The sequence below is a fragment of the Erwinia sp. BNK-24-b genome, from assembly GCF_047456155.1.
Lineage (GTDB): Bacteria > Pseudomonadota > Gammaproteobacteria > Enterobacterales > Enterobacteriaceae > Erwinia > Erwinia phyllosphaerae.
This window is the reverse complement of record NZ_CP179901.1, coordinates 861,603-887,263: the sequence shown is the minus strand read 5'-3', so window position 1 is coordinate 887,263 and position 25,661 is coordinate 861,603. Positions and strand designations below refer to the sequence as shown.

Genomic DNA, 25,661 nt, shown 5'->3' with positions numbered 1-25,661 from the left:
TGTTAAGCGTTTACACAGTCTGGTATGGTTAGCAGTGTACTTATTCAGAATGGTTATTTTTTCTCATGAAACTATTAAGTTTCTAACTGGATCAGACGCCTTGTTACGAAACGAGCGCTTCGCTATCAGGCGCGCTCGTTAATAAATTGCGAGCGGCACTGCTGCCGGTTGCAGCGATCGCCCGGCGTTATGGCTGGCATAAATTGATGCTCTCCGCGCCCGATCGTTTTGCCTGCCTCAACGGCTGGGCTTTACAGGTAAAAAACCTGAAACGGTATCCCGTTTTGATACCGCATAGCGCCCTGGGTTAAGGAATGACCTGGACATTACGGATGGCAAGCCCGGCATTAACCGGCAGGATTATTCTGACCGCCATTGTTACAATACCAGTTGCAACTTATGAGGTTCCCCCAGATGGAAAGTTCGTTTACCCCCATTGAACAGATGCTGAATTTCCGCGCCAACCGCCAGAAAGATTTTCCTTTACAGGAAATCATGCTGACGCGGCTCTGTATGCATATGCAGAGCAAACTGCTGGAAAACCGCAATAAAATGCTCAAGGCGCAGGGGATTAACGAGACGCTGTTTATGGCGCTGATTACGCTGGATGCGCAGGAAAATCATAGTATTCAGCCTTCCGAACTCAGCGCGGCGCTGGGTTCGTCCCGTACTAATGCGACCCGCATTGCCGACGAGCTGGAAAAGCGTGGCTGGATTGAGCGTCGCGAAAGCGATAACGATCGCCGCTGCCTGCATTTGCATCTTACCGAAAAGGGTAATGAGTTTTTGCGCCAGCTGCTGCCGCCTCAGCACCAGTCGCTGCAGCTGCTCTGGTCTGCCCTTAGCTCTGCTGAAAAGAGCCAGCTGGAAGGTATTACCCGCAAGCTGCTGGGTCGTCTTGACAGAATGGACGAGGAAGAAGCGCTTACCGCCCTTTCTCGCTAAACGCCCAGCTAATAGCATATTGTGCGACGCAACTTCCGCCGCTAATCGCTATTTTAGCCGCAACCTAATTTATGCCAGCGCTAATCCGCTGGCATTTTCAAATCCGTCAACGGCACAGACCAGGCAGAAAACACGTGGAGAAAACCATGAGTGCAGAAGCACAACAAACGCAGCAGTCCACCAATAACAAGAAAAAACGCAAAGGCGCGTTGATCATTCTGGCCGTGGTGTTCGCGGTAATCGGCATCGCCTGGCTGGTTTACTGGTTTATGGTGCTACGCCATTTTCAGGAAACTGACGACGCCTATGTGGCGGGCAATCAGGTGCAGGTAATGGCCCAGGTTTCCGGCAGCGTAAATAAAGTCTGGTTTGATAATACCGATCGCGTACGCAAAGGCGACGTGCTGGTCACGCTGGACAAGACCGACGCCGAACAGGCTTTTGAAAAAGCGCAGACCGCGCTGGCCACCAGCGTGCGTCAGACGCATCAGCTGATTATCAACGGCAAGCAGTATCAGGCGACTATTGAACTGCAAAAAACGGCCCTGGCGCAGGCGCAGGCTGACCTTAAGCGCCGCGAGCCGTTAGGTGCCGCTAACCTGATTGGTCGGGAAGATTTACAGCATGCGCGTGATGCCGTTGCTACCGCTCAGGCTCAGCTGGACGTTGCGGTGCAGCAGTATAATGCTAATCAGGCCGCTATTTTAAATACCTCGCTGGAAAACCAGCCTGCGGTCAAGCAGAACGCGGCCGAAGTACGCGATGCCTGGCTGGCCTTACAGCGTACCGAAATTGTCAGTCCGGTTGACGGCTTTGTCGCCCAGCGCAGCGTTCAGGTTGGTTCACAGATTGCCACGACCACGCCGCTGCTGGCTGTGGTGCCAGAGAAAAATCTCTGGGTGGACGCCAACTTTAAAGAAACGCAGCTGGCCGACGTTCGCATTGGTCAGCCCGCCACCGTAACCAGCGATATCTATGGCGATGACGTGGTCTACCACGGCAAGGTTGTCGGACTGGATATGGGGACAGGCAGCGCGTTTTCCTTGTTACCTGCGCAAAACGCCACGGGTAACTGGATTAAAGTCGTGCAGCGCTTGCCGGTACGTATCGAACTGAATGCCGATGAGGTTGCCCGTCATCCGCTGCGTATTGGTCTCTCTACCTTGGTTAACATCGATACCACCCATAAAGACGGCAGCGTGCTGGCCACCAGCGTTCGCAGTAAACCGGCCTATGAAAGCAGCGCGCTGGCGCTGGATCTGGCTCCGGTTAACCGGCTGATTGCCGACATTATTCACGCGAACGCAGGCTGAGGCCGTTATGGCACAAAAACCGCTTGAAGGGACGCCGCTGGTCCTGATGACCATTGCGCTGTCGCTGGCAACCTTTATGCAGGTGCTGGATTCCACCATCGCTAACGTCGCCATTCCGACTATTGCCGGTAACCTGGGCGCGTCTAACTCTCAGGGCACCTGGGTAATTACGTCGTTTGGCGTGGCAAACGCGATTTCGATTCCCGTCACCGGCTGGCTGGCTAAGCGCGTCGGCGAGGTAAAATTGTTTCTCTGGGCAACGGCGGCCTTTGCCGTGGCTTCCTGGCTGTGTGGAATGTCCAACAGTCTGGGGATGCTGATTTTCTTCCGCATCATTCAGGGCGTGGTCGCCGGCCCGTTGATTCCGCTGTCGCAAAGCCTGCTGCTTAGCAATTACCCGCCGGCAAAACGCAGTATCGCCCTGTCGCTCTGGGCAATGACGGTGATTGTCGCGCCGATTTGCGGCCCGATCCTGGGCGGCTGGATCAGCGATAACTACCACTGGGGCTGGATTTTCTTTATCAACGTGCCTATCGGTATTGCGGTGGTCATGCTGACGCTGCAAACGCTGCGCAACCGGGAAACGGCAACGGTGATCCGCCCTATCGATTCGGTGGGGCTGGTGCTGCTTATCGTTGGTATCGGCTGCCTGCAGATGATGCTGGACCGGGGTAAAGAGCTGGACTGGTTCAGTTCGCCGGAGATCGTCACTCTGACCATTGTGGCCGTGGTCGCGCTGGCGGTGCTGCTGGTCTGGGAGCTGACGGACGACCATCCGATTATTGACCTGTCGCTGTTTAAGTCGCGCAACTTTACCATTGGCTGTCTGTGCATCAGTCTCGCCTACATGCTCTATTTTGGCTCGATAGTGCTGTTGCCGCAGCTGCTGCAAGAGGTCTACGGCTATACGGCGACCTGGGCCGGGCTGGCTTCCGCGCCGGTGGGCGTGCTGCCTGTTATCCTTTCGCCCATTATCGGACGCTTCGCGCATAAGCTGGATATGCGCAAGCTGGTGACGTTCAGCTTTATCATGTATGCCATCTGCTTTTACTGGCGAGCCTATACCTTTGAGCCGGGTATGGATTTTGGCGCATCGGCCTGGCCGCAGTTTATTCAGGGCTTCGCCGTGGCCTGCTTCTTTATGCCGTTAACAACCATCACGTTGTCCGGCCTGCCGCCGGAAAGACTGGCGGCGGCATCCAGCCTGTCGAACTTTACGCGAACGCTGGCGGGTTCAATTGGTACGTCGATCACCACGACGATGTGGACAGATCGGGAAGCCATGCATCACAACCAGCTGACAGAGTCAGTGAATGCTTACAATCATAATTCGCAGGAGATGTACGGCAAGCTACAGCAGCTGGGAATGAGCCACGATCAGGCGTCATCATGGATTGCGCAGCAGGTTACCAATCAGGGGCTGATTATTTCCGCTAATGAGATTTTCTGGGCTTCGGCAGGCGTCTTTTTGTTTTTGCTGGTGCTGGTGTGGTTTGCTCGTCCACCGTTTAGTTCAGGTGGCGGCGGGGGCGGCGCTCACTGATTTTACGCATAAAAAAAACGGGCCGCGATGGCCCGTTTTTATGGCTTAAGCGTTCTGACGCCACCATTCTGCAAGCAGAATGCCGGTGGCCACGGAAACGTTGAGGCTCTCAACATTACCGGTTCCGCCAATCGAGACGCTAAGATCGCCCTGCTCCAGCGTGCTGTCTGACAAACCTTCGCTTTCCTGCCCCAACACCAGTACCATTTTTGCCGGCAGCTCAACGTTTGAGAGCAGCTGGCCCTGATGGCTGGAGGTGGTCACGATGGTATAGCCCGCACGACGAAACGCATTCAGACCCGCCGCAAAGCTTTCATCGCTGATAGCCTGCACGTGTTCCGCTCCGCCTTCCGCCGTACGGACCGCCGCACCGGATTCCAGCAGTGAGGCATCCTGCACCAGCAAACCTTTCGCACCAAAATGCGCACAGCTGCGCATAATGCCGCCCAGGTTATGCGGGTTGCCGATATCTTCCAGCGCCAGCACGCAATCTTTTGCCGGTGCTTTGGCCAGCCATTCACGTACCGGCATGCCGGAACGTTTTTTGATCAGGAAGCAGACGCCACCATGGTGCTCGGTACCGGACGCTTTCGCCAGCTCCGCTTCGTCTACTACATGGTAGGCTTTGCGGTTAGCAGCCATCCACTTCAGCGCGTCACGGAAGCGCGGCGTCACGCCCTGGACAAACCAGGCGCGCACGATGCAGTCCGGACGGCTCTGGAACAGCGCCTGGCAGGCGTTCTCGCCATACACGCGCGTTTCTTCCATACGCTGACGACGGATCTGCTCCGGATCGATATAGCTCTTGCCGCTGATGCCGCCGTGATCCGGTTTATCATCAACCGCGGAAGGCGCACGTGAAATGGTGCGCCACGGTGAATCGCCTGGTGCTACGTCGCGATCGCGCCCGCCACGCGGCTTACTTTCTGCGTCTCGTGAAGGACGACGATCGCCTTTTGGGCGTACTCCGCCTTTCCCGGTACGGGGATTTTCCCCGCGCTTACTGCCTTCTTCTTCGCCGCGGACATACATCACTTTGACTTTGCCGCTTTTACCTTTAAATTCGTCGTTCATTTTCCCTCCACCTGGCTGAGCGCGAAGCGCGCAGATTACCTGATGTGGCACTGCTTAGCTATTAACTTCCGAGAAAACCTGGTTTGCGTGCCCGCCTGTCAGTCCTTACCTATTATACCCATTGAACAAATCTCTTTGTTGCCGAACGTCAGGACGACCATAATTATCGCTATCGTTTCCGAAATAAGGTAAGTAAATACTTACCACCAACTGAGGTAGAGCTATGAATACGGTTTGTGCTTCATGCCAGGCAACTAATCGCGTGCCGCAGGAGCGAGTTGCGGACCATGCGAAATGCGGCCGCTGCGGCAGCGAGCTGTTTAATGGTGAAGTCATTAACGCCACCACCGCCACGCTGGATAAATATTTGCAGGACGACCTGCCCGTCGTGGTGGATTTCTGGGCGCCCTGGTGCGGCCCCTGCGTTAATTTTGCGCCAGTATTTAAAGACGTTGCCGGCGAGCGTACGGGTAAAATGCGGTTTGTGAAGGTGAATACCGAAGCGGAGCCTGAGATCAGCGCGCGTTTTCGTATTCGTAGTATTCCAACCATTATGATCTTCAAACAGGGCCAGATGGTGGATATGCTCAGCGGCGCCATGCCAAAAGCCCCGTTCAACGAATGGCTGGACGAAAATCTTTAAGGCCGTTCGGCCCTACTGTTTTACCCGTTTTTCTGCCAGAATGGCGTTTTCCCCAGACAAAGTATGATGACTGAAAACGCCGTTCTTCGCCTGCGTGCCGAGCGCCTTGCCCGCGCCACCCGCCCTTTTCTCGCTCGCGGCAACCGAATTCCCCGCTGCCAGCGCTGCTTATTACCAAAAAAGAACTGTCTGTGTGCCACGCTACAGCCTGTGGCGGCGCGTAGCCGTTTTTGTCTGGTGATGTTTGACAGCGAACCCATGAAGCCCAGCAATACGGGACGCCTGATCGCCGATATTCTGCCGGATACCCTGGCGTTTGGCTGGTCGCGTACCGAGCCCGACCCGCGACTGCTGGCGGCGGTTACCGATCCTGACGTCCAGCCGCTGGTGGTGTTTCCAGAATCTTACGCCGACGCTGGTCGTCCGGTGCTGAATACGCCGCCGTTAAGCGGCAAACCACCGCTGTTTATTATGCTGGATGGCACCTGGACGGAAGCCCGGAAGATGTTCCGTAAAAGTCCCTGGCTGGACGCGCTGCCGGTCATGTCGCTGACGCTTAGCCGTCCTTCAAATTACCAACTCCGCGAGGCGCATGCCGAGGGTCAGCACTGTACGGCAGAGGTTGCAGCAGAGCTGTTGTTACAGGCGGGCGATAACGCCGCAGGCAACGCGCTTTTTCAACACTTCGATCTGTTTCGCGAGCGCTATCTGGCCGGCAAGCCGCACCATCCTGTTCATCAGCAGAAAACCTTGTCTCTCTGATCGCCCATTCGCAGACAGTCAAAAAAACGGGGCGGCCTGATGAGGGCCGCCCCGTTTCTGATTTATGGCATTAACCTACCTTGTCCCAAGCCTCGCTCCAGTGCGAGCCCGTTCCCGGCGCGTAAGCCCATGCGGCTCCGGCACACCAGCCGGTGTAAGGATGAGGTTTACAGCTGTAGACGCCGCCTGACGCGGTCACGGTGTCGCCTGCTTTATAAGGCGTACCTTCGACGTAGGCTGGATAAGTCGGTGCATCTGGTTTTTCAGGCTCTGGTGGCGTATCCGGCTTCTCCTCTGTGATAGCCAGAGAAAATATAGCGTTCGCCCTGTACTGCCTGTTGCTTGCGGAGGCTTCAAGCTCTACCTGATAGCTACCGGCAGCCACGTGCTGCGTATCCAGAGTAAAGGTTGACTGATGGGAAAGCTCTACGGCTTCGCCATTGCGGCGAAGAACCCATAGCCAGGTATCCGGCTTAAAGTTTCCTTCGCTGCTGAAGGTGGCTACCTGACCATGCGCGACGCTATTTTTACCGGTAATTGTGGCTTCGGCTGGCACCACGGTAACGGTAACCGTCTTGCTGTCCGTTTTTCCGTGAGAGCCGGTGGCCGTCAGCTCATACTTTGCCGTTCCCGTTTCTCCGGCCGGGAAAATAGCACGGGCTATGGCTACTTTGCTCTCCTGAACAACCGGGCCGGATTCACCTTCCTGCAGGGCAAAAACACCGTTACCCGTCAGGCTTTTCCAGACCATCTCTTTACCCTTACTGGCACTGCCGTCCAACAGGCGAATGGTCGCTTCGTTTTGACGGGCAATAACAGTGAAGTTCTGCGGCACAACGGCTACCGGATCAACGTCTTCCTCATTTTCCGCATCGGCAATATTCTGGATCCGCACGTGCGCGCCCTGAGTATCCACCTTCAGCAGCGTAATGCGTTTACCAGAAAGCAAATCATCGATTGATTTGCCCGGCATTAACGGTGCGTCGCTCATTCCGCCAGCGCTGCCCGGTGTGGTATCCACCAGCTGATTAGTAACTTTGCTACCAAATGTGGCAATGCGTACAATCACGCCGTTAACGAACGGGCTGTCTGTCGCCCAGTCCTCAAAACCTTCGGAAGGTTGACGATATTCCAGCGTCAGATAGCTGCCGTTGCTGCGCAAAATCCTTAACGCTTTAATATTATTATCATTATTAAAAAGCGGTGCCAGCGTGTAGTCGCCATCATTTTTAATTGCCGGAAACTGTTCTGCGGTTAGCCAGCCGGTATATAAAGCGTAAGGGGCCGGATAGAGCCGACGGCCGCCGCCGTTCATAGAATCAGAAGGGTCGCTGGCTGCAGTGCTTTTGCATTTATCGTCAAGCTGCACCACGCCATGATCATCTACGCTACAGTTTTCCAGCGAGGTAGCGTGCGGCGCGCCCAGGCTATGCCCGAACTCGTGCTGCCACATCCAGTGCTTTTCGCCACTGTTATTGCCTATGATCCAGTTACCCGGCATGGACGCCAGTCCTGACCATGAACAAGGGGATGAAGGAAGATCGACAAAAAAGTAATCGTACCCGCTAAGATTGATGCCTTTTTTCTCTGCCAGTTTTTTTGCCTGCGCGACCACGCTGTCAGAACAGGTTGCCGGACGTGGTCCAAGATTAATATCGCTGACGACATCGCCTGTTAGCGTTAGTTTACCGTGAGAAGCGATACGTACCGCACTGGCCAGCGAACTGGTATCGTGCCCGGTACCAAATACGGCCAGCTTCATTCTTTCCAGCGGATTAGCAGCCCGATCGCTGTAATGGGTATGTATGACAAGTACTTTCTTCGCGCCCGTTACCGGACGAGTGTGGATCATATCCGGGAGTGACAATTGCCATGAAAACGCACTGGTCTGGCTCTCGCTTACCATTGCCAGGCGATTTGCAGAATGTCCCAGAACTTCCTTTTTCCCCAGATCTTCACGATATTTGTTTTTTAGCGTATAGAAGAAATCTGTTTGCTTATCGATCTGGCGAGGCGTAATCTGCCATGCCCGGTAAGATGAATAACCGCTGCCCGAGCATTCCATCATAGCTGGCGTTGTGCCGGTCGTCCCCAGGCAATATTCCGTACTTTCCCCAGCCAGTGCCTGACTGGTAATTTTAAAATAACCAACCATTTGCGGGGAAACTTTCCAGCGCTGACGCGTTGTATTTTCGCAAGTAGAAAAAGCTACGTTTTTATTGTCTGCATTGAGGGTAAGACAAAGGCTATCACCCGCAGACCGTTCTTTTATCGTGCTGTATTCTTCAATGCTCTCACTGCGTAGAGTAACCAGTCCGCCACCGGCACTCTTGCCTTTAACCATATCGTTTTGCTGAGATAAATTATTTACCTGGGCTTTTATTTTTTTATTTACGTGGGCATAGCCTGACGCAGGCGCAATAGCCAGAGACAGGAGCATGCACAGTAAGGTTTTATTTAATTTTACCGGTTTATATCCATTAAAATATTCAGCCGCTTTTTGTTGTTGCTTAAGCTGTAAGCTATTACTTTTTATAAATTGCATTCTGTTACCTTTATTACCGCCAGATGCGCGCCCTGTTTTATGAAAGTATTTATTATCATCGATGTTATTCTTATCAAGAATAACGTTGATTTTCATTGACGAATAATTATCAACCGGCATTCAGCCAAAGACAATTCCAATAATTAACAGGCCAGGCTAAAAATTAGATGTAAAGCGCCATTTAAAAAGTCTGCCAAATGTAGTGAATTAAGTTACAGGGAATTATTACTGCTCCACAATTATCTCTGGCCAGAGACAGGGTTTTATAGCGGGTGAAAAGCTCAGCCCGCCGCTTTATGCGGTCGATCACAATTTCGCTACAGCGCTGCCAGGCGGATGGAGGTAAACTCAATTTTTCTCTACCGGAGCCCGCTATGAGCCAACAAGGACTGGAAGCGCTGTTACGACCTCAATCCATTGCGGTGATCGGTGCTTCACCCCGGCCCGAACGAGCAGGTTATTTGATGATGCGTAATCTGCTGGGCGGCGGCTTCAGCGGCTCCGTGCTTCCCGTGACGCCGAAATATAAAGCGGTTTGCGGCGTGATGGCCTGGCCTGACGTCGCCAGCTTGCCCTTTGCGCCTGACCTGGCGGTAATTTGCACTCACAGTCGTCACAATCTTCTGCTGCTGGAAGCGCTGGGTAAGCGCGGCTGTAAAGCCTGCATTATCCTCTCTTCGCCAGCCAGCCAGCGTGAAGCGCTGAGAGCCTGCGCCAGCCAGTGGCAGATCCGTCTGCTTGGCCCCAACAGCCTGGGACTGCTTGCGCCCTGGCAAGGCCTGAATGCCAGCTTTTCTCCCGTCCCCATTGGCAAAGGCAAGCTGGCTTTTATTTCCCAGTCTGCCGCCGTTTCCAATACGATTCTGGACTGGGCGCAGCAGCGGCAGCTGGGTTTTTCCTGGTTTATTGCGCTGGGCGATAGCCTGGATATTGATGTGGATGACCTGCTCGATTTTCTGGCGCGCGACGGTAAAACCAGCGCCATTCTGCTTTGCCTGGAGCAGTTAAGCGATGCCCGACGTTTTGTTTCAGCGGCGCGTAGCGCGGCCAGAAATAAACCCGTGCTGGTGATTAAAAGCGGTCGTTCGCACCAGGCCCGTCAGCTATTGGGGACAGGCGGCCTTGACGGCGCATGGGATGCTGCTATCCAGCGGGCTGGCCTGTTACGTGTGCAGGATACGCATGAGCTCTTTTCTGCCGTAGAAACATTGAGCTATATGCGGCCGCTGCGTGGCGAGCGTTTAATGATTATCAGCAACGGCGCCGCACCAGCCGCGCTGGCACTGGATGCGCTCGACGCGCGTGGCGGCAAGCTGGCTACGCTAAGTGAAGATTTGCGTGCAACGTTACAAAGCCTGCTCCCGGAAGAGATCCGTGTTGGTAATCCGCTGGATCTAAAAGATGACGCTACCGTGGAACGGTATCATCAGGCGGTCTCCCTTCTGCTGGCAAGCCATGATATTGATGCTCTGTTAGTGATTTATGCGCCAAGCGCCGTTGCGCCTGCCACGCTAACGGCACAGCGCGTCATCGACGCCGTAGCTGATCACCCACGCGGTAAACAAATTGCGCTATTAACTAACTGGTGTGGCGAGTTCTCAGCTCCTGAAGCTCGCCGCTATTTTAGCGAAGCGGGTATCCCTACCTACCGTACGCCAGAAGGCGCTACTACGGCGTTTATGCACATGGTAGCGTATCGACGCAATCAAAAGCAGCTGCGAGAGACGCCCGCCCTACCGGCTGACCTGGCTCTTAATACCGCAGAAGCCCATCAGCTTATTCGTCAGGCGCTGGAGCAGGGCATTACCACACTGGATACGCATGAGGTACACGGTATTCTACAGGCTTACGGCTTAATCACGCTGCCGACATGGATAGCCAGCGATAGCGCCGAGGCGGTGCAAATAGCCAGCCAGGCAGGCTATCCGGTCGCGTTGAAGCTGCGTTCCCCCGATGTCGCACATAAGTCTGATGTTCAGGGCGTAATGCTTTATTTACGGTCGGCCAGTGAGGTTCAGCAGGCAGCGGAAGCTATTATCGATCGGGTAAAGCGTACCTTGCCGCAGGCGCGCATTGACGGCTTGCTGGTGCAAAGTATGGCTAATCGCGCTGGCGCTCAAGAACTGCGCATTGTGGTGGAGCACGATCCTGTTTTTGGGCCGGTCATCATGCTGGGTGAAGGCGGCACGGAATGGCTGACGGAGCAGCAGGCCGCCATGGCTTTGCCGCCGCTAAATATGGCGCTTGCCCGCTATCTTATTATTCAGGCAATTAAAAACGGTAAGATCCGCAGCCGCGGCTCGCTTTCGGGGCTGGATATCGCCGGACTCAGCCAGGTACTGGTACAGGTTTCCAATCTGATCGTAGACTGCCCGGAGATCGTGCGGCTGGATATTCATCCGCTGCTGGCGGCGGGAGAAACCTTTTCTCTGCTCGATGTCACCATGCAGCTCGCCGCTTTTCATGGCGATCCCGAAGCGCGTCTGGCTATTCGCCCCTACCCTCATCATCTGGAAGAGACGGTGAAGTTAAAAAGCGGCGAGTCGCTGCTGTTCCGGCCGATTCTGCCTGAAGATGAGCCTCTGCTACGGCAGTTTATTGCCCGGGTAACGAAAGAAGATCTTTATTACCGCTACTTCAGTGAGATCAACGAGTTTACCCATGACGATTTGGCTAACATGACGCAAATCGACTACGATCGAGAAATGGCCATTGTGGCAGTTCGTCCACAGCAGCAGGAGATTGTTGGCGTGACGCGTGCTATTTCAGACGCGGATAACGCAGATGCAGAGTTTTCCGTACTGGTGCGATCCGATCTTAAAGGACAGGGACTGGGAAGAGAGTTACTGGAAAAAATGATCGATTACGCTCGCCAGCACGGCCTGCAGCAGCTTAACGGCATCACCATGCCCGGCAACCGGGGCATGATCGCGCTAGCGCGTAAGCTCGGGTTTAGCGTTAATATTCAGCTTGAAGATGGCATCGTCACGCTTTCACTGGCTCTGAAAACAGGCTAATCATGTCTGGAAACGTAAAACTGCCCACAGCGCGGCAAACTTTTGATACTATCAGCGGTTATGGTGATGATTTTATGGCAAAAGGCCATTCTATGAACAGAGAAGAAACGCACTGTGATGCTGTCTAAATTCAAACGTAACAAACACCAACAGCACCTTGCGCAACTGCCAAAACTGTCTCAGTCGGTTGCTGATTTCACCACGCTGTATTCGCCTGCGGACTTTCGACAAACGCTGCTGGAAAAAATAGCGGCAGCGACGCGGCGTATCTGCATTGTTGCCCTTTATCTGGAAAACGATGATGGCGGGCGTTCCATTCTTTCCGCCCTTTATGCGGCTAAACGTCTCCGCCCGGAGCTGGATATCAGAATACTGGTGGACTGGCATCGCGCACAGCGCGGCCGGATAGGTGCTGCACATAGCGCGACTAATGCAGACTGGTATTGCGAAATGGCGGAGCAGAACGCGGATATCGCTATCCCCGTTTACGGCGTACCGGTCAACACGCGCGAGGCGCTGGGCGTTCTGCACCTTAAAGGGTCGGTCATTGATGACACGCTGTTTTATACCGGTGCGAGCCTGAACGATGTCTATCTTCATCAGCATGAAAAATACCGCTACGATCGTTATCAGCTGATTACTAATCCCGTGTTGGCTGATACGTTGCTGAACTGGATCGATGTTAACCTGATACAGGCCGAAGCCGTTCACCGTCTCGACCAGCGCGAGCGCCCTAAAAGCCCGGAAATCAAAAACGAAACGCGCCAGTTCCGCCAGGAGCTACGCGGCTTCGACTATGACTTTACGGGTGATGCCAATAACGAGCAGCTGGCGGTTACGCCGCTGGTTGGTTTAGGTAAGCGCAGCCTGCTTAATAAGACAATTTACCATCTTATGCCCTGTGCCGAGCAAAAGTTAACGCTCTGTACGCCTTACTTCAACCTGCCTGCCATCCTGGTACGTAATATCATCTGGCTGCTGCGCCGTGGAAAAGAAGTCGAAATCATCGTTGGCGATAAGACAGCGAACGACTTCTATATTCCTCAGGATCAGCCATTTAAGATTATTGGCGCACTTCCCTACCTGTATGAAATCAATCTGCGTCGTTTTCTGAGTCGCCTGCAATACTATGTCAGCAGCGGGCAGCTTACCGTGCGGCTGTGGAAAGATGACGAGAACAGCTATCACCTTAAAGGAATGTGGGTGGATGACGAGTGGATGTTGATTACCGGCAACAATCTGAACCCTCGCGCATGGCGGCTGGATCTGGAAAATGCGGTACTTATTCACGATCCTCTACAGGAGCTGGCCGCTCAGCGAGAGAAAGAGCTGGGTCTGATCCGTGAGCATACGACCGTCGTGCAGCATTATCGCGATCTGGAAAGTATTGCTGATTATCCGGTTAAGGTCAGAAAACTAATCCGTCGTTTGCGGCGTATTCGCATCGACAGATTGATCAGCCGCATTCTGTAACTTCTATACTAAGCCTTGTTAACCTGACAGGGCTTTTTTATGCGCATTTTTTCTCTTCTCCTTCCTCTGCTGTGCTGTTCTGGCTGTACACACCTGGCGCACGACAGCTGGACCGGCAAAGATAAGGCCGAACACTTTTTTTCCTCCGCTTTCCTTTCTGCTGCAGGTGCCGAATACGGTGAACGTCAGAACTGGCGTGAAAGCCACAGCGGCAGTTTTGGCCTGCTGTTTTCCGTCAGCCTGGGCGCATCGAAAGAGCTTTATGATAGTCGTGAAGGCGGCTCGGGCTGGAGCTGGAAAGATTTTAGCTGGGACATAGCGGGGGCAGCGACTGGCTATACGCTCTGGCATGCGGCCAGATGAGCCGCTTTTATTAGTGGCCAGTGTCTTTGCTCTCCCGAATAGCGTCGGCAAATCTTGTAAACCGACATCGGTTTTTTGCGCAGAAATGCAAAGTGCTGCCCTGAGAAACGGGTTTCTGACGCACAAATGTAAAGTGTTGTCCTGAGAAGCGGTTTCCGGCGCGCAAATGCAAAGTACTGCCCTGAGAAGAGGCTTACTGACACAAAAATGCAAAGTACCGCCATCAGACGCCGGGTTTCCGGCGCGCAAATGCAAAAAACCCTGACCGTCAGGTCAGGGTTATGCAATTTGATGCCTGGCAGTTCCCTACTCTCGCATGGGGAGACCCCACACTACCATCGGCGCTACGGCGTTTCACTTCTGAGTTCGGCATGGGGTCAGGTGGGACCACCGCGCTAAAGCCGCCAGGCAAATTCTGTTCTTCACGCCGCCCGCGGGCCGCGCAAAGTTATCCGGGAACAAAGCTGAAAATTCTGTGTCTCTCAACACTGCCAGAACGCTTCTGGCGTTGTAAGGTTAAGCCTCACGGGTCATTAGTACCGGTTAGCTCAACGCATCGCTGCGCTTACACATCCGGCCTATCAACGTCGTCGTCTTCAACGTCCCTTCAGGTGGCGTAAAGCCACAGGGAGAACTCATCTCGAGGCAAGTTTCGCGCTTAGATGCTTTCAGCGCTTATCTTTTCCGCACTTAGCTACCGGGCAATGCCACTGGCGTGACAACCCGAACACCAGCGGTGCGTTCACTCCGGTCCTCTCGTACTAGGAGCAACCCCTCTCAATTCTCCAGCGCCCACGGCAGATAGGGACCGAACTGTCTCACGACGTTCTAAACCCAGCTCGCGTACCACTTTAAACGGCGAACAGCCGTACCCTTGGGACCTACTTCAGCCCCAGGATGTGATGAGCCGACATCGAGGTGCCAAACACCGCCGTCGATATGAACTCTTGGGCGGTATCAGCCTGTTATCCCCGGAGTACCTTTTATCCGTTGAGCGATGGCCCTTCCATACAGAACCACCGGATCACTATGACCTGCTTTCGCACCTGCTCGAGCCGTCACTCTCGCAGTCAAGCCAGCTTATGCCATTGCACTAACCTCACGATGTCCGACCGTGATTAGCTGACCTTCGTGCTCCTCCGTTACTCTTTGGGAGGAGACCGCCCCAGTCAAACTACCCACCAGACACTGTCCCCACGCCAGATTATGGCGCCAGGTTAGAACATCAAACGTTAAAGGGTGGTATTTCAAGGATGGCTCCACGCAGACTGGCGTCCACGCTTCAAAGCCTCCCACCTATCCTACACATCAAGGCTCAATGTTCAGTGTCAAGCTGTAGTAAAGGTTCACGGGGTCTTTCCGTCTTGCCGCGGGTACACTGCATCTTCACAGCGAGTTCAATTTCACTGAGTCTCGGGTGGAGACAGCCTGGCCATCATTACGCCATTCGTGCAGGTCGGAACTTACCCGACAAGGAATTTCGCTACCTTAGGACCGTTATAGTTACGGCCGCCGTTTACCGGGGCTTCGATCAAGAGCTTCTCCTTGCGGATAACCCCATCAATTAACCTTCCGGCACCGGGCAGGCGTCACACCGTATACGTCCACTTTCGTGTTTGCACAGTGCTGTGTTTTTAATAAACAGTTGCAGCCAGCTGGTATCTTCGACTGGCTTCGGCTCGGGGAGCAAGTCCCTCCACCTACGCGCCAGCGTGCCTTCTCCCGAAGTTACGGCACCATTTTGCCTAGTTCCTTCACCCGAGTTCTCTCAAGCGCCTTGGTATTCTCTACCTGACCACCTGTGTCGGTTTGGGGTACGATTCTGTGTTACCTGGAGCTTAGAGGCTTTTCCTGGAAGCAGGGCATCTGTTACTTCAGCACCGTAGTGCCTCGTCGTCACGCCTCAGCCTTAAGCACCCGGATTTGCCTGGATGCTCAGCCTACACGCTTAAACCGGGACAACCGTCGCCCGGCCAACATAGCCTTCTCCGTCCCCCCTTCGCAGTAACACCGAGTACAGGAATATTAACCTGTTTCCCATCGACTACGCCTTTCGGCCTCGCCTTAGGGGTCGACTCACCCTGCCCCGATTAACGTTGGACAGGAACCCTTGGTCTTCCGGCGAGCGGGCTTTTCACCCGCTTTATCGTTACTTATGTCAGCATTCGCACTTCTGATACCTCCAGCAGCCCTCACAGGCCACCTTCGACGGCTTACAGAACGCTCCCCTACCCAACAACGCATAAGCGTCGCTGCCGCAGCTTCGGTGCATGGTTTAGCCCCGTTACATCTTCCGCGCAGGCCGACTCGACCAGTGAGCTATTACGCTTTCTTTAAATGATGGCTGCTTCTAAGCCAACATCCTGGCTGTCTGTGCCTTCCCACATCGTTTCCCACTTAACCATGACTTTGGGACCTTAGCTGGCGGTCTGGGTTGTTTCCCTCTTCACGACGGACGTTAGCACCCGCCGTGTGTCTCCCGTGATAACATTCTCCGGTATTCGCAGTTTGCATCGGGTTGGTAAGCCGGGATGGCCCCCTAGCCGAAACAGTGCTCTACCCCCGGAGATGAATTCACGAGGCGCTACCTAAATAGCTTTCGGGGAGAACCAGCTATCTCCCGGTTTGATTGGCCTTTCACCCCCAGCCACAGGTCATCCGCTAATTTTTCAACATTAGTCGGTTCGGTCCTCCAGTTAGTGTTACCCAACCTTCAACCTGCCCATGGCTAGATCACCGGGTTTCGGGTCTATACCCTGCAACTTAACGCCCAGTTAAGACTCGGTTTCCCTGCGGCTCCCCTATACGGTTAACCTTGCTACAGAATATAAGTCGCTGACCCATTATACAAAAGGTACGCAGTCACACCACAAGGGTGCTCCCACTGCTTGTACGTACACGGTTTCAGGTTCTGTTTCACTCCCCTCGCCGGGGTTCTTTTCGCCTTTCCCTCACGGTACTGGTTCACTATCGGTCAGTCAGGAGTATTTAGCCTTGGAGGATGGTCCCCCCATCTTCAGACAGGATATCACGTGTCCCGCCCTACTCTTCGAACTCACAGTAAGTGTATCTTCGTGTACGGGAGTATCACCCTGTACCCTGCGACTTTCCAGACGCTTCCACTGACACACAAACTGATGATGGTTCCGGGCTGTTCCCCGTTCGCTCGCCGCTACTGGGGGAATCTCGGTTGATTTCTTTTCCTCTGGGTACTTAGATGTTTCAGTTCCCCAGGTTCGCCTTGCAGCACTATGTATTCATGCTGCAATGATGCACAAGTGCACCGGGTTTCCCCATTCGGGTATCGTCGGTTGTAACGGTTCATATCACCTTACCGACGCTTATCGCAGATTAGCACGCCCTTCATCGCCTCTGACTGCCAGGGCATCCACCGTGTACGCTTAGTCACTTAACCTCACAACCCACAAGCGTCCCGAAAGGACACATTGCTGTTGCAGGCATTGAGAGACTCGACCGCATCGCTCTGTTCATTCTTATTACGGAGAATGAACGCGACGCGTCGTTTCAATTTTCAGCTTGTTCCGGATTGTTAAAGAGCAAATATCTCAAACGTGGCTCGTAAGCCAGTTTTGAGATAGTGTTGTAAACTGCATGGTGGAGCTAAGCGGGATCGAACCGCTGACCTCCTGCGTGCAAGGCAGGCGCTCTCCCAGCTGAGCTATAGCCCCATACAGTTACTGCAGAGACCAACTACTACCACTCAACCGGGACACGTTGTTTTTCCTTTTGGAAAACACGTTGATTCATTCCCGACCGTTTGCATTTCTCTTTGTGAGACATGCAATTTCTTCTCAGGCAAGGCATGTTTTCGCGCCGCATAGTTCACTATGCAAGCCGGAAACATAACGCAGTATGAGATGAAATTTGGTAGGCCTGAGTGGACTTGAACCACCGACCTCACCCTTATCAGGGGTGCGCTCTAACCACCTGAGCTACAAGCCTGTAGAGGTTTTTTCTGCTCGTTACTTTTCTATCAGACAATCTGTGTGAGCACTACGCACGACGGTATCTTCAGGTAAGGAGGTGATCCAACCGCAGGTTCCCCTACGGTTACCTTGTTACGACTTCACCCCAGTCATGAATCACAAAGTGGTAAGCGCCCTCCCGAAGGTTAAGCTACCTACTTCTTTTGCAACCCACTCCCATGGTGTGACGGGCGGTGTGTACAAGGCCCGGGAACGTATTCACCGTGGCATTCTGATCCACGATTACTAGCGATTCCGACTTCACGGAGTCGAGTTGCAGACTCCGATCCGGACTACGACGCACTTTATGAGGTCCGCTTGCTCTCGCGAGGTCGCTTCTCTTTGTATGCGCCATTGTAGCACGTGTGTAGCCCTGGCCGTAAGGGCCATGATGACTTGACGTCATCCCCACCTTCCTCCGGTTTATCACCGGCAGTCTCCTTTGAGTTCCCGACCGAATCGCTGGCAACAAAGGATAAGGGTTGCGCTCGTTGCGGGACTTAACCCAACATTTCACAACACGAGCTGACGACAGCCATGCAGCACCTGTCTCACGGTTCCCGAAGGCACTAAGGCATCTCTGCCAAATTCCGTGGATGTCAAGGCCAGGTAAGGTTCTTCGCGTTGCATCGAATTAAACCACATGCTCCACCGCTTGTGCGGGCCCCCGTCAATTCATTTGAGTTTTAACCTTGCGGCCGTACTCCCCAGGCGGTCGACTTAACGCGTTAGCTCCGGAAGCCACGCCTCAAGGGCACAACCTCCAAGTCGACATCGTTTACGGCGTGGACTACCAGGGTATCTAATCCTGTTTGCTCCCCACGCTTTCGCACCTGAGCGTCAGTCTTCGTCCAGGGGGCCGCCTTCGCCACCGGTATTCCTCCAGATCTCTACGCATTTCACCGCTACACCTGGAATTCTACCCCCCTCTACGAGACTCTAGCCTGTCAGTTTCGAATGCAGTTCCCGGGTTGAGCCCGGGGATTTCACATCCGACTTGACAGACCGCCTGCGTGCGCTTTACGCCCAGTAATTCCGATTAACGCTTGCACCCTCCGTATTACCGCGGCTGCTGGCACGGAGTTAGCCGGTGCTTCTTCTGCGGGTAACGTCAATGACAGAGCGTATTAAGCTCCATCCCTTCCTCCCCGCTGAAAGTACTTTACAACCCGAAGGCCTTCTTCATACACGCGGCATGGCTGCATCAGGCTTGCGCCCATTGTGCAATATTCCCCACTGCTGCCTCCCGTAGGAGTCTGGACCGTGTCTCAGTTCCAGTGTGGCTGGTCATCCTCTCAGACCAGCTAGGGATCGTCGCCTAGGTGAGCCGTTACCCCACCTACTAGCTAATCCCATCTGGGTTCATCCGATAGTGAGAGGCCCGAAGGTCCCCCTCTTTGGTCTTGCGACGTTATGCGGTATTAGCCACCGTTTCCAGTGGTTATCCCCCTCTATCGGGCAGATCCCCAGACATTACTCACCCGTCCGCCACTCGTCACCCGAAGAGCAAGCTCTTCTGTGCTACCGTTCGACTTGCATGTGTTAGGCCTGCCGCCAGCGTTCAATCTGAGCCATGATCAAACTCTTCAATTTAAGTTTGATTTGCTGCAACAAGTGCAGCGATGCTCAAGTGTAAAACGTCATAATGAATTTTCATTATGTGTTCACTCTTAAGACTTGATATTTTTTTGCGTCCGGAGACGCTGATATCAATCCTGCGAGTGCCCACACAGATTGTCTGATAAATTGTTAAAGAGCGTTGCGGTAAGCGCCGTGGCGACTTACTGCGAGGTGGCGTATCTTACGCTTTCCTCCTTCAGAGTCAACTTCTTTTTGAGAAGTTTTTCTCCGGCGGTTCAGCTTCCTGAACCTCTCAACCCGGCGACTCGTAAGCCGTTGTTCCGTGTCGATGGAGGCGCATTATAGGGAGTTCTCGACGGCTGACAACCCCTAATTGCAAAAAATAACTCAACCGTTCAAAAATTAGCCCCAGAAGGCTAAAAGCAGTACATATAGACGATTAAACAGACAAAAATGGGCCCGAAGGCCCATTTTAAACTGTCACCGCTGTTACTGGTGCGCCACTATAGTTCCGTCCTGCACGTCCATTTCAACTGTTTTACCCGGAACCAGCTGGCCAGAAAGTATCTGTTGAGCCAGTGGATTCTCGATCTGCTGCTGAATGGCGCGTTTTAACGGCCTTGCACCATACACAGGGTCGTAGCCGTTTTCGCCCAGCAGCTGTAAAGCAGCATCCGAGATATGCAGTTCATAGCCGCGATCCGCCAGACGGTCATACAACCGCTGCAGCTGGATTTTAGCGATAGAAGCAATATGTTTTTCACCCAGCGGATGGAAAACCACCAGCTCGTCAATACGGTTGATAAACTCCGGACGGAACTGCTGCCCGACAACCGTCATGACGACATCTTTCATTTCCGCGTAGCTTAGCGCGCCAAAGCGTTCCTGAATCAGGTCAGATCCCAGGTTAGAAGTCATAATGACAACCGTATTACGGAAGTCGACCGTTCTGCCCTGCCCGTCCGTCAGACGACCATCATCCAGTACCTGCAACAGGATATTGAACACGTCCGGATGCGCTTTCTCTACCTCATCCAGCAAAATAACAGAGTAAGGTCGACGGCGAACGGCCTCGGTCAGATAGCCACCCTCTTCATAGCCAACGTAGCCCGGAGGCGCGCCGACCAGACGAGACACCGCATGTTTTTCCATAAACTCTGACATATCCAGGCGAACCATCGCGTCGTCACTGTCGAACATAAAGTTCGCCAGCGCCTTACAGAGCTCGGTTTTACCCACGCCCGTTGGACCAAGGAACAGGAATGAGCCAATTGGGCGATTAGGATCGGCCAGGCCCGCACGGCTACGGCGGATTGCGTTTGAAACCGCTTCGACAGCTTCATCCTGCCCAATCACGCGCTGATGCAGTTCCTGCTCCATACGCAGCAGCTTATCGCGTTCACCTTCCATCATGCGGTCAACAGGAATACCCGTCCAGCGGGCCAGCACGTCTGCAATCTCTACATCCGTGACGCGGTTTCGCAGCAGCCGCATGGTTTTACCTTCCGCCTGGGTAGCAGCGGCCAGCTGTTTTTCCAGCTCGGGAATTTTTCCGTACTGCAGTTCCGACATCTGCGCCAAATCGCCAGTCCTTCGCGCCTGCTCCATAGAAAGCTTCGCCTGTTCCAGCTCTGCTTTAATGGTTTGCGTACCGGAAAGAGAAGCTTTTTCTGTCTTCCACTCCTCTTCCAGTTCCGAATAATCACGCTCTTTCTGGCTCAGCTCTTCTTCCAGCATATCCAGCCGCTTGATGCTGGCATCGTCCGACTCTTTTTTCAGCGCCTGCTGTTCCAGCTTCAGCTGAATAATACGGCGCTCAAGGCGATCCAGTGCCTCAGGTTTAGAGTCAATCTGCATACGGATGCTGGAAGCCGCTTCGTCAATCAGATCGATGGCTTTATCCGGCAGCTGGCGATCGGCAATATAACGGTGCGACAGCGTAGCGGCCGCGACGATGGCCGGATCGGTAATCTGCACATGGTGATGCAGTTCATAACGCTCTTTCAGGCCACGCAGAATAGCAATGGTGTCTTCAACACTTGGTTCCGCTACAAAGACTTTCTGAAAACGACGCTCAAGCGCGGCGTCTTTCTCTATATATTGACGATATTCATCCAGCGTTGTTGCGCCGACGCAGTGCAGTTCCCCGCGAGCCAGCGCAGGCTTCAGCATGTTACCGGCATCCATTGCGCCATCCGCTTTCCCGGCGCCGACCATCGTATGCAGCTCGTCAATAAAGAGGATGACGTTGCCTTCCTGTTTAGACAGGTCGTTCAGTACCCCTTTCAAACGCTCTTCAAATTCGCCACGATATTTTGCACCCGCCACCAGCGCGCCCATATCCAGCGCCAGAACCCGACGCCCTTTCAGGCCTTCAGGAACTTCGCCATTGATAATGCGCTGCGCCAGTCCTTCTACGATAGCGGTTTTACCGACGCCAGGCTCACCGATCAATACCGGGTTATTCTTGGTACGACGTTGCAGAACCTGAATCGTGCGGCGAATCTCTTCATCACGCCCGATAACCGGATCCAGTTTGCCCATCTCCGCGCGCTCGGTCAGGTCGATGGTATATTTGTTCAGTGCCTGGCGCTGATCTTCAGCTCCCTGGTCGTTCACGGTTTCGCCTCCACGCATCTGCTCAATTGCCCGCTGTAATTTTTCACTGGTTGCCCCGGCCGATTTCAATAAATCAGCCAGCGATCCGCGTGAATCCAGCGCGGCAAGCACAAAGAGTTCGGATGAGATAAAGTTGTCGGCACGCTTTTGTGCCAGTTTGTCGCAAAGATTCAGTACGCGTACGAGGTCGGCAGAAGGCTGTACATCGCCATCCGTGCCTTCTACCTGCGGCAGGCGGCTAATTGCCTGCTCAACACCGTGACGCAGCGCGGAGACATCCACGCCAGCCGTAGTCAGTAAAGGTGAGACGGAACCGCCTTCCTGCTTTAGCAAGGCGCTCATCAGATGAAGTGGTTCGATAAACTGGTTGTCGCGCCCGAGTGCTAAAGACTGGGCGTCAGCAAGAGCAAGCTGGAATTTATTAGTAAGACGATCCAGACGCATAATTCCCCCTATTCAGGTCAAATTGCTACTGGAGATTAAATGAGGTCTTCCCTCAAATTTTCAAGTTAAATGACCTGAATATTTTGGTGAAAAAAAGGTCAGTCCGGACCGTCTTAGGGCGACAGGTTAGCTCAGCCAGATCAAACTTGCCATACGGCCCGTTACGCCATCACGTCTGTAAGAGAAAAATTGCTCGGGCTGCGAGAAGGTGCACAAGCCGCCACCCGTGATTTGGCGCACGTTCTGACGTGTCAGACGCAGCCTGGCGAGCTGCCAGATATCTGCATAATATTTTTCGCCTGCGGGAAGAAAAGCATCGCTGGCGGTTAAATCCTGCGCTAAAAACGCCTCGCGTACCTCTGCGCCTACTTCAAAAGCCTGCGGGCCAATTGCCGGACCCAGCCAGGCGATGATTTCTTCCGGCGGCGACGCAAAAGCAGCAAGCGTCGCTTCCAGTACGCCAGCGCAAAGTCCGCGCCAGCCAGCATGGGCGGCCGCGACTTCTTTGCCGTCCAGCGAGCTGAAAAGAACCGGCAGGCAGTCAGCCGTCATCACCGCGCAAACCGCACCGGGCTGACGCGTATAAACCGCATCGGCCTGAAGCGAACCGGGCTGCTCACCGGAAAGATGAAGCACACGCGTGCCGTGAACCTGCTCCAGCCAGACGGGCGGCGAAGGCATAGCCGCCAAGCTGACGAGATGCTGCCGGTTGTGCTCCACCGCAGCGAGCTGGTCACCGACATGCGCGCCAAGGTTCAGAGAATCCCAGGGCGCCAGGCTGATGCCGCCCATCCGCGTGGTGCTACAGGCCCGCACGTTAGCGGGCGCATCCCATTCAGGCGTAATCAGGCTCATTACCAGTCCAGCTGATCTTTAAATTCTTCAGTATCGGCTTTAAGGGCATCGATAAGCTCCACCATATCCTGCGGCAGCGGCGCGTGCCATTCCATCTCAATCCCGGTAACGGGATGATAGAGACGCAGCATGGTCGCGTGCAGCGCCTGACGGTCAAACTTGCGCAGCGTAGAGATAAAGGCTTCTGACGCACCTTTTGGCGGACGCGGACGGCCGCCGTACAGCGGATCGCCCACCAGCGGGTGACTGATATGCGACATATGCACGCGGATCTGGTGCGTACGGCCCGTTTCCAGACGCAGACGCATACGCGTATGGGCGCGGAAGTGCTCCATAATGCGATAGTGCGTGGTCGCCGGTTTGCCCATAGGGTGGACGGCCATGTGCGTACGCTTGGTAGAGTGACGGCTGATTGGCTCGTTTACCGTGCCGCCCGCCGTCATTCTGCCGATAGCTACTGCTTCGTACTCACGGGTAATCTCACGCAGCTGCAGAGATTCGACCAGGTGCGTTTGCGCCGGCACCGTCTTAGCCACTACCATCAGGCCGGTGGTATCTTTATCAAGACGATGGACGATGCCCGCACGCGGTACATCCGCAATAGCAGGATAGTGATGGAGCAGCGCATTCAGCACCGTACCGTCAGGATTGCCCGCGCCAGGATGCACCACCAGATCGCGCGGCTTGTTGATCACCAGAATATCGTCATCTTCATAGACAATGTTCAACGGGATATCCTGCGCTTCCCAGCGTGCTTCTTCTTCTATCTCTGCATCGATAGCGATTTGTTCGCCGCCGAGCAGTTTTTCACGCGGTTTGTCGATAATTACGCCATTGACGGTGACGCGACGGTCGAGAATCCACTCTTTTATACGAGATCTTGAATAATCAGGGAACAATTCGGCCAAAGCCTGATCTAAGCGTTGTCCGAGTTGCGATTCGGAGACCGTTGCGTTGAGTTTTACTTGTTGTGCCATAAACAGCTTCTTCGTTAACGTTGGGTTTTCACGGCGATGCCGTTTAATATAATGTGCTATTGTACCTGGTCACTATCGGGAGCTACATGGACAGCTTCCTGAATAACACTCTGAGGATAATCAAATCGTCATGACGCGTATGAAATATCTGGTGGCTGCAGCCACGTTGAGCCTGGCATTAGCGGGTTGTTCCGGCTCGAAGGATACGGTGCCCGATAGCCCGCCTTCCGAGATCTATGCCACTGCCCAGCAAAAACTGCAGGACGGTAACTTTAAAGGAGCAATAACGCAACTGGAAGCGCTTGATAACCGCTATCCGTTCGGGCCTTACTCCCAGCAAGTTCAGTTGGACCTGATCTACGCTTACTATAAAAATGCCGATTTGCCGCTGGCGCAGGCCGCGATTGACCGCTTTATGCGTCTGAATCCAACCCACCCGAACATTGATTACGTCATTTATATGCGTGGTTTGACGGACATGGCGCTTGATGACAGCGCGCTGCAGGGCTTTTTCGGCATCGACCGTTCCGACCGCGATCCTACCCATGCGCGTGACGCCTTCCACGACTTCTCTCAGCTGCTGCGCGGTTACCCGAACAGCCAGTACGCTACCGATGCGAGAAAGCGTCTGATCTACCTGAAGGATCGTCTGGCGAAGTATGAACTCTCCGTCGCGCAATTCTACACTAAGCGCGAGGCTTATGTCGCAGTAGTTAACCGCGTTGAGCAAATGATGAGGGATTATCCGGATACGCAGGCCACTCGTCAGGCACTGCCGCTGATGGAAAATGCCTATCGCAAGCTGCAGCTAACGGCAGAAGCCGATAAGGTAGCGAAAATCATTGCGGCCAATAAGGCGTAAGATGAACCACTGAAATGGCAGCTCCGGCTGCCATTTTTCTGTTAGCAGAAGCCCCGATGCGTTAACCCTCTACAGGTCAACCGATCCATAATGCCTGTGAATACCCTGACCTACAAGCCTCTTCTCCAGGGTTGCCAGCCTGTCTCACAAAATCCCTTATCTTGACAAAAAGTGACAAAATAACGTGACGTAAATCACACATTAACCGTTTTTCCAGGGTATGCTTAACCTACATTTGACGGAAATGATGAGAGGTAAGCACTATGGTTCTGAACATTACCAGCAAGCAAATGGAAATCACGCCGGCTATCCGCCAACATGTTGAAGAGCGTCTCGCCAGATTAGAAAAATGGCAAACTCATCTGATTAATCCCCATATCGTTCTGTCAAAGGAACCGAAAGAATACGTTGCCGATGCGACCATCAATACGCCGAACGGCCCGCTGATTGCCAGCGCCGCGCATGATGATATGTATGCCGCTATTAATGAATTGATCAACAAGCTGGAGCGCCAGCTGAACAAGGTTCAGCACAAGGGTGAAGCGAAGCGCGCCCACGCCAGCGTTAAGGATCTTAGCGTCATCGATGAGGAATAGTTAAAAAGATGAGAACGCGCCTCAGGGCGCGTTTTTTTGTTCTGCCTTCTTCGCCTCTACCAA

15 protein-coding genes, 2 tRNA genes and 3 rRNA genes are annotated in these 25,661 nt (G+C 53.8%); 10 read left to right on the top strand and 10 right to left on the bottom strand.

What is annotated here, in order from left to right; genetic code table 11:
* The first annotated feature begins 414 nt into the window (after positions 1–414).
* The 3 genes from mprA to emrB all read left to right on the top strand — a co-directional run bounded on the left by mprA (position 415) and on the right by emrB (position 3,801).
* Positions 415–945, top strand: coding sequence for a transcriptional repressor MprA (gene mprA, locus ACMGGR_RS04080; protein WP_246760611.1), 531 nt, complete (start codon positions 415–417; stop codon positions 943–945).
* A 146-nt stretch (positions 946–1,091) separates the two neighbouring features.
* Complete coding sequence (emrA, locus tag ACMGGR_RS04075; RefSeq protein ID WP_246760610.1) at positions 1,092–2,258, top strand: multidrug efflux MFS transporter periplasmic adaptor subunit EmrA; 1,167 nt, start codon at positions 1,092–1,094, stop codon at positions 2,256–2,258.
* Between the two features lie 7 nt (positions 2,259–2,265).
* Complete coding sequence (gene emrB, locus ACMGGR_RS04070; protein ID WP_246760609.1) at positions 2,266–3,801, top strand: multidrug efflux MFS transporter permease subunit EmrB; 1,536 nt, start codon at positions 2,266–2,268, stop codon at positions 3,799–3,801.
* 45 nt (positions 3,802–3,846) lie between these two features.
* On the opposite strand, the gene ACMGGR_RS04065 is transcribed toward emrB, so the two are convergent.
* Complete coding sequence (locus ACMGGR_RS04065) at positions 3,847–4,875, bottom strand: tRNA/rRNA methyltransferase (RefSeq protein WP_246760608.1); 1,029 nt, start codon at positions 4,873–4,875, stop codon at positions 3,847–3,849.
* 223 nt (positions 4,876–5,098) lie between these two features.
* Between ACMGGR_RS04065 and trxC the strand changes: the two genes are divergently transcribed.
* The gene (gene trxC, locus ACMGGR_RS04060) at positions 5,099–5,518 is read left to right on the top strand and encodes a thioredoxin TrxC (RefSeq protein ID WP_246760607.1); all 420 of its coding nucleotides are present in this window, start codon (positions 5,099–5,101) and stop codon (positions 5,516–5,518) included.
* A 66-nt stretch (positions 5,519–5,584) separates the two neighbouring features.
* Positions 5,585–6,280, top strand: coding sequence for a tRNA-uridine aminocarboxypropyltransferase (locus ACMGGR_RS04055; RefSeq protein WP_246760789.1), 696 nt, complete (start codon positions 5,585–5,587; stop codon positions 6,278–6,280).
* Between the two features lie 70 nt (positions 6,281–6,350).
* Here the strand turns inward: ACMGGR_RS04055 and ACMGGR_RS04050 are convergent, their stop codons facing one another.
* Positions 6,351–8,624, bottom strand: a complete 2,274-nt coding sequence (locus ACMGGR_RS04050; protein WP_414148221.1) for a hypothetical protein — start codon at positions 8,622–8,624, stop codon at positions 6,351–6,353.
* Between the two features lie 575 nt (positions 8,625–9,199).
* Here ACMGGR_RS04050 and ACMGGR_RS04045 point away from each other — a divergent pair.
* The 3 genes from ACMGGR_RS04045 (at position 9,200) to ACMGGR_RS04035 (ending at position 13,678) form a co-directional block, all read left to right on the top strand.
* Complete coding sequence (locus tag ACMGGR_RS04045; RefSeq protein ID WP_414148220.1) at positions 9,200–11,842, top strand: bifunctional acetate--CoA ligase family protein/GNAT family N-acetyltransferase; 2,643 nt, start codon at positions 9,200–9,202, stop codon at positions 11,840–11,842.
* A 117-nt stretch (positions 11,843–11,959) separates the two neighbouring features.
* A complete protein-coding gene (pssA, locus tag ACMGGR_RS04040; RefSeq protein WP_246760788.1) occupies positions 11,960–13,315 on the top strand; it encodes a CDP-diacylglycerol--serine O-phosphatidyltransferase in 1,356 nt (451 codons plus the stop codon).
* A 39-nt stretch (positions 13,316–13,354) separates the two neighbouring features.
* Positions 13,355–13,678, top strand: a complete 324-nt coding sequence (locus tag ACMGGR_RS04035; RefSeq protein WP_246760604.1) for a YfiM family lipoprotein — start codon at positions 13,355–13,357, stop codon at positions 13,676–13,678.
* 293 nt (positions 13,679–13,971) lie between these two features.
* Here the strand turns inward: ACMGGR_RS04035 and rrf are convergent.
* From rrf to rluD, 8 genes are all read right to left on the bottom strand, one after another.
* Positions 13,972–14,087 (bottom strand): 5S ribosomal RNA (gene rrf, locus ACMGGR_RS04030).
* A 103-nt stretch (positions 14,088–14,190) separates the two neighbouring features.
* A 23S ribosomal RNA gene (locus ACMGGR_RS04025) occupies positions 14,191–17,093 on the bottom strand.
* A gap of 198 nt (positions 17,094–17,291) precedes the next feature.
* Positions 17,292–17,367 (bottom strand) — tRNA-Ala (locus ACMGGR_RS04020).
* 197 nt (positions 17,368–17,564) lie between these two features.
* Positions 17,565–17,641, bottom strand: a tRNA-Ile gene (locus tag ACMGGR_RS04015).
* Between the two features lie 74 nt (positions 17,642–17,715).
* Positions 17,716–19,257: ribosomal RNA gene (locus ACMGGR_RS04010) — 16S ribosomal RNA — on the bottom strand.
* Together the 16S, 23S and 5S rRNA genes with 2 tRNA genes alongside form the textbook arrangement of a ribosomal RNA operon.
* Before the next feature lie 477 nt (positions 19,258–19,734).
* Positions 19,735–22,320, bottom strand: a complete 2,586-nt coding sequence (gene clpB / locus ACMGGR_RS04005; protein WP_246761923.1) for an ATP-dependent chaperone ClpB — start codon at positions 22,318–22,320, stop codon at positions 19,735–19,737.
* Between the two features lie 114 nt (positions 22,321–22,434).
* Complete coding sequence (yfiH, locus tag ACMGGR_RS04000) at positions 22,435–23,163, bottom strand: purine nucleoside phosphorylase YfiH (protein ID WP_414148219.1); 729 nt, start codon at positions 23,161–23,163, stop codon at positions 22,435–22,437.
* On the bottom strand, positions 23,163–24,140 hold the full coding sequence (rluD, locus tag ACMGGR_RS03995) for a 23S rRNA pseudouridine(1911/1915/1917) synthase RluD (RefSeq protein WP_246761908.1): 978 nt from the start codon (positions 24,138–24,140) through the stop codon (positions 23,163–23,165). The genes yfiH and rluD overlap by 1 nt, the downstream gene beginning before the upstream one ends.
* Positions 24,141–24,270: 130 nt before the next feature.
* Between rluD and bamD the strand changes: the two genes are divergently transcribed.
* The gene (gene bamD / locus ACMGGR_RS03990) at positions 24,271–25,002 is read left to right on the top strand and encodes an outer membrane protein assembly factor BamD (protein ID WP_246761906.1); all 732 of its coding nucleotides are present in this window, start codon (positions 24,271–24,273) and stop codon (positions 25,000–25,002) included.
* A gap of 263 nt (positions 25,003–25,265) precedes the next feature.
* The gene (raiA, locus tag ACMGGR_RS03985; RefSeq protein ID WP_246761904.1) at positions 25,266–25,598 is read left to right on the top strand and encodes a ribosome-associated translation inhibitor RaiA; all 333 of its coding nucleotides are present in this window, start codon (positions 25,266–25,268) and stop codon (positions 25,596–25,598) included.
* Positions 25,599–25,661 lie beyond the last annotated feature (63 nt).

What these genes read in the sequence shown, in the direction of transcription:
- mprA (WP_246760611.1), top strand. Translation starts at nt 415, where the DNA reads ATGGAAAGTTCGTTTACCCCCATTGAACAGATGCTGAATTTCCGCGCC.
- emrA (WP_246760610.1), top strand. Translation starts at nt 1,092, where the DNA reads ATGAGTGCAGAAGCACAACAAACGCAGCAGTCCACCAATAACAAGAAA.
- emrB (WP_246760609.1), top strand. Translation starts at nt 2,266, where the DNA reads ATGGCACAAAAACCGCTTGAAGGGACGCCGCTGGTCCTGATGACCATT.
- ACMGGR_RS04065 (WP_246760608.1), bottom strand. Translation starts at nt 4,875, where the DNA reads ATGAACGACGAATTTAAAGGTAAAAGCGGCAAAGTCAAAGTGATGTAT.
- trxC (WP_246760607.1), top strand. Translation starts at nt 5,099, where the DNA reads ATGAATACGGTTTGTGCTTCATGCCAGGCAACTAATCGCGTGCCGCAG.
- ACMGGR_RS04055 (WP_246760789.1), top strand. Translation starts at nt 5,585, where the DNA reads ATGACTGAAAACGCCGTTCTTCGCCTGCGTGCCGAGCGCCTTGCCCGC.
- ACMGGR_RS04050 (WP_414148221.1), bottom strand. Translation starts at nt 8,624, where the DNA reads ATGGTTAAAGGCAAGAGTGCCGGTGGCGGACTGGTTACTCTACGCAGT.
- ACMGGR_RS04045 (WP_414148220.1), top strand. Translation starts at nt 9,200, where the DNA reads ATGAGCCAACAAGGACTGGAAGCGCTGTTACGACCTCAATCCATTGCG.
- pssA (WP_246760788.1), top strand. Translation starts at nt 11,960, where the DNA reads ATGCTGTCTAAATTCAAACGTAACAAACACCAACAGCACCTTGCGCAA.
- ACMGGR_RS04035 (WP_246760604.1), top strand. Translation starts at nt 13,355, where the DNA reads ATGCGCATTTTTTCTCTTCTCCTTCCTCTGCTGTGCTGTTCTGGCTGT.
- yfiH (WP_414148219.1), bottom strand. Translation starts at nt 23,163, where the DNA reads ATGAGCCTGATTACGCCTGAATGGGATGCGCCCGCTAACGTGCGGGCC.
- rluD (WP_246761908.1), bottom strand. Translation starts at nt 24,140, where the DNA reads ATGGCACAACAAGTAAAACTCAACGCAACGGTCTCCGAATCGCAACTC.
- bamD (WP_246761906.1), top strand. Translation starts at nt 24,271, where the DNA reads ATGACGCGTATGAAATATCTGGTGGCTGCAGCCACGTTGAGCCTGGCA.
- raiA (WP_246761904.1), top strand. Translation starts at nt 25,266, where the DNA reads ATGGTTCTGAACATTACCAGCAAGCAAATGGAAATCACGCCGGCTATC.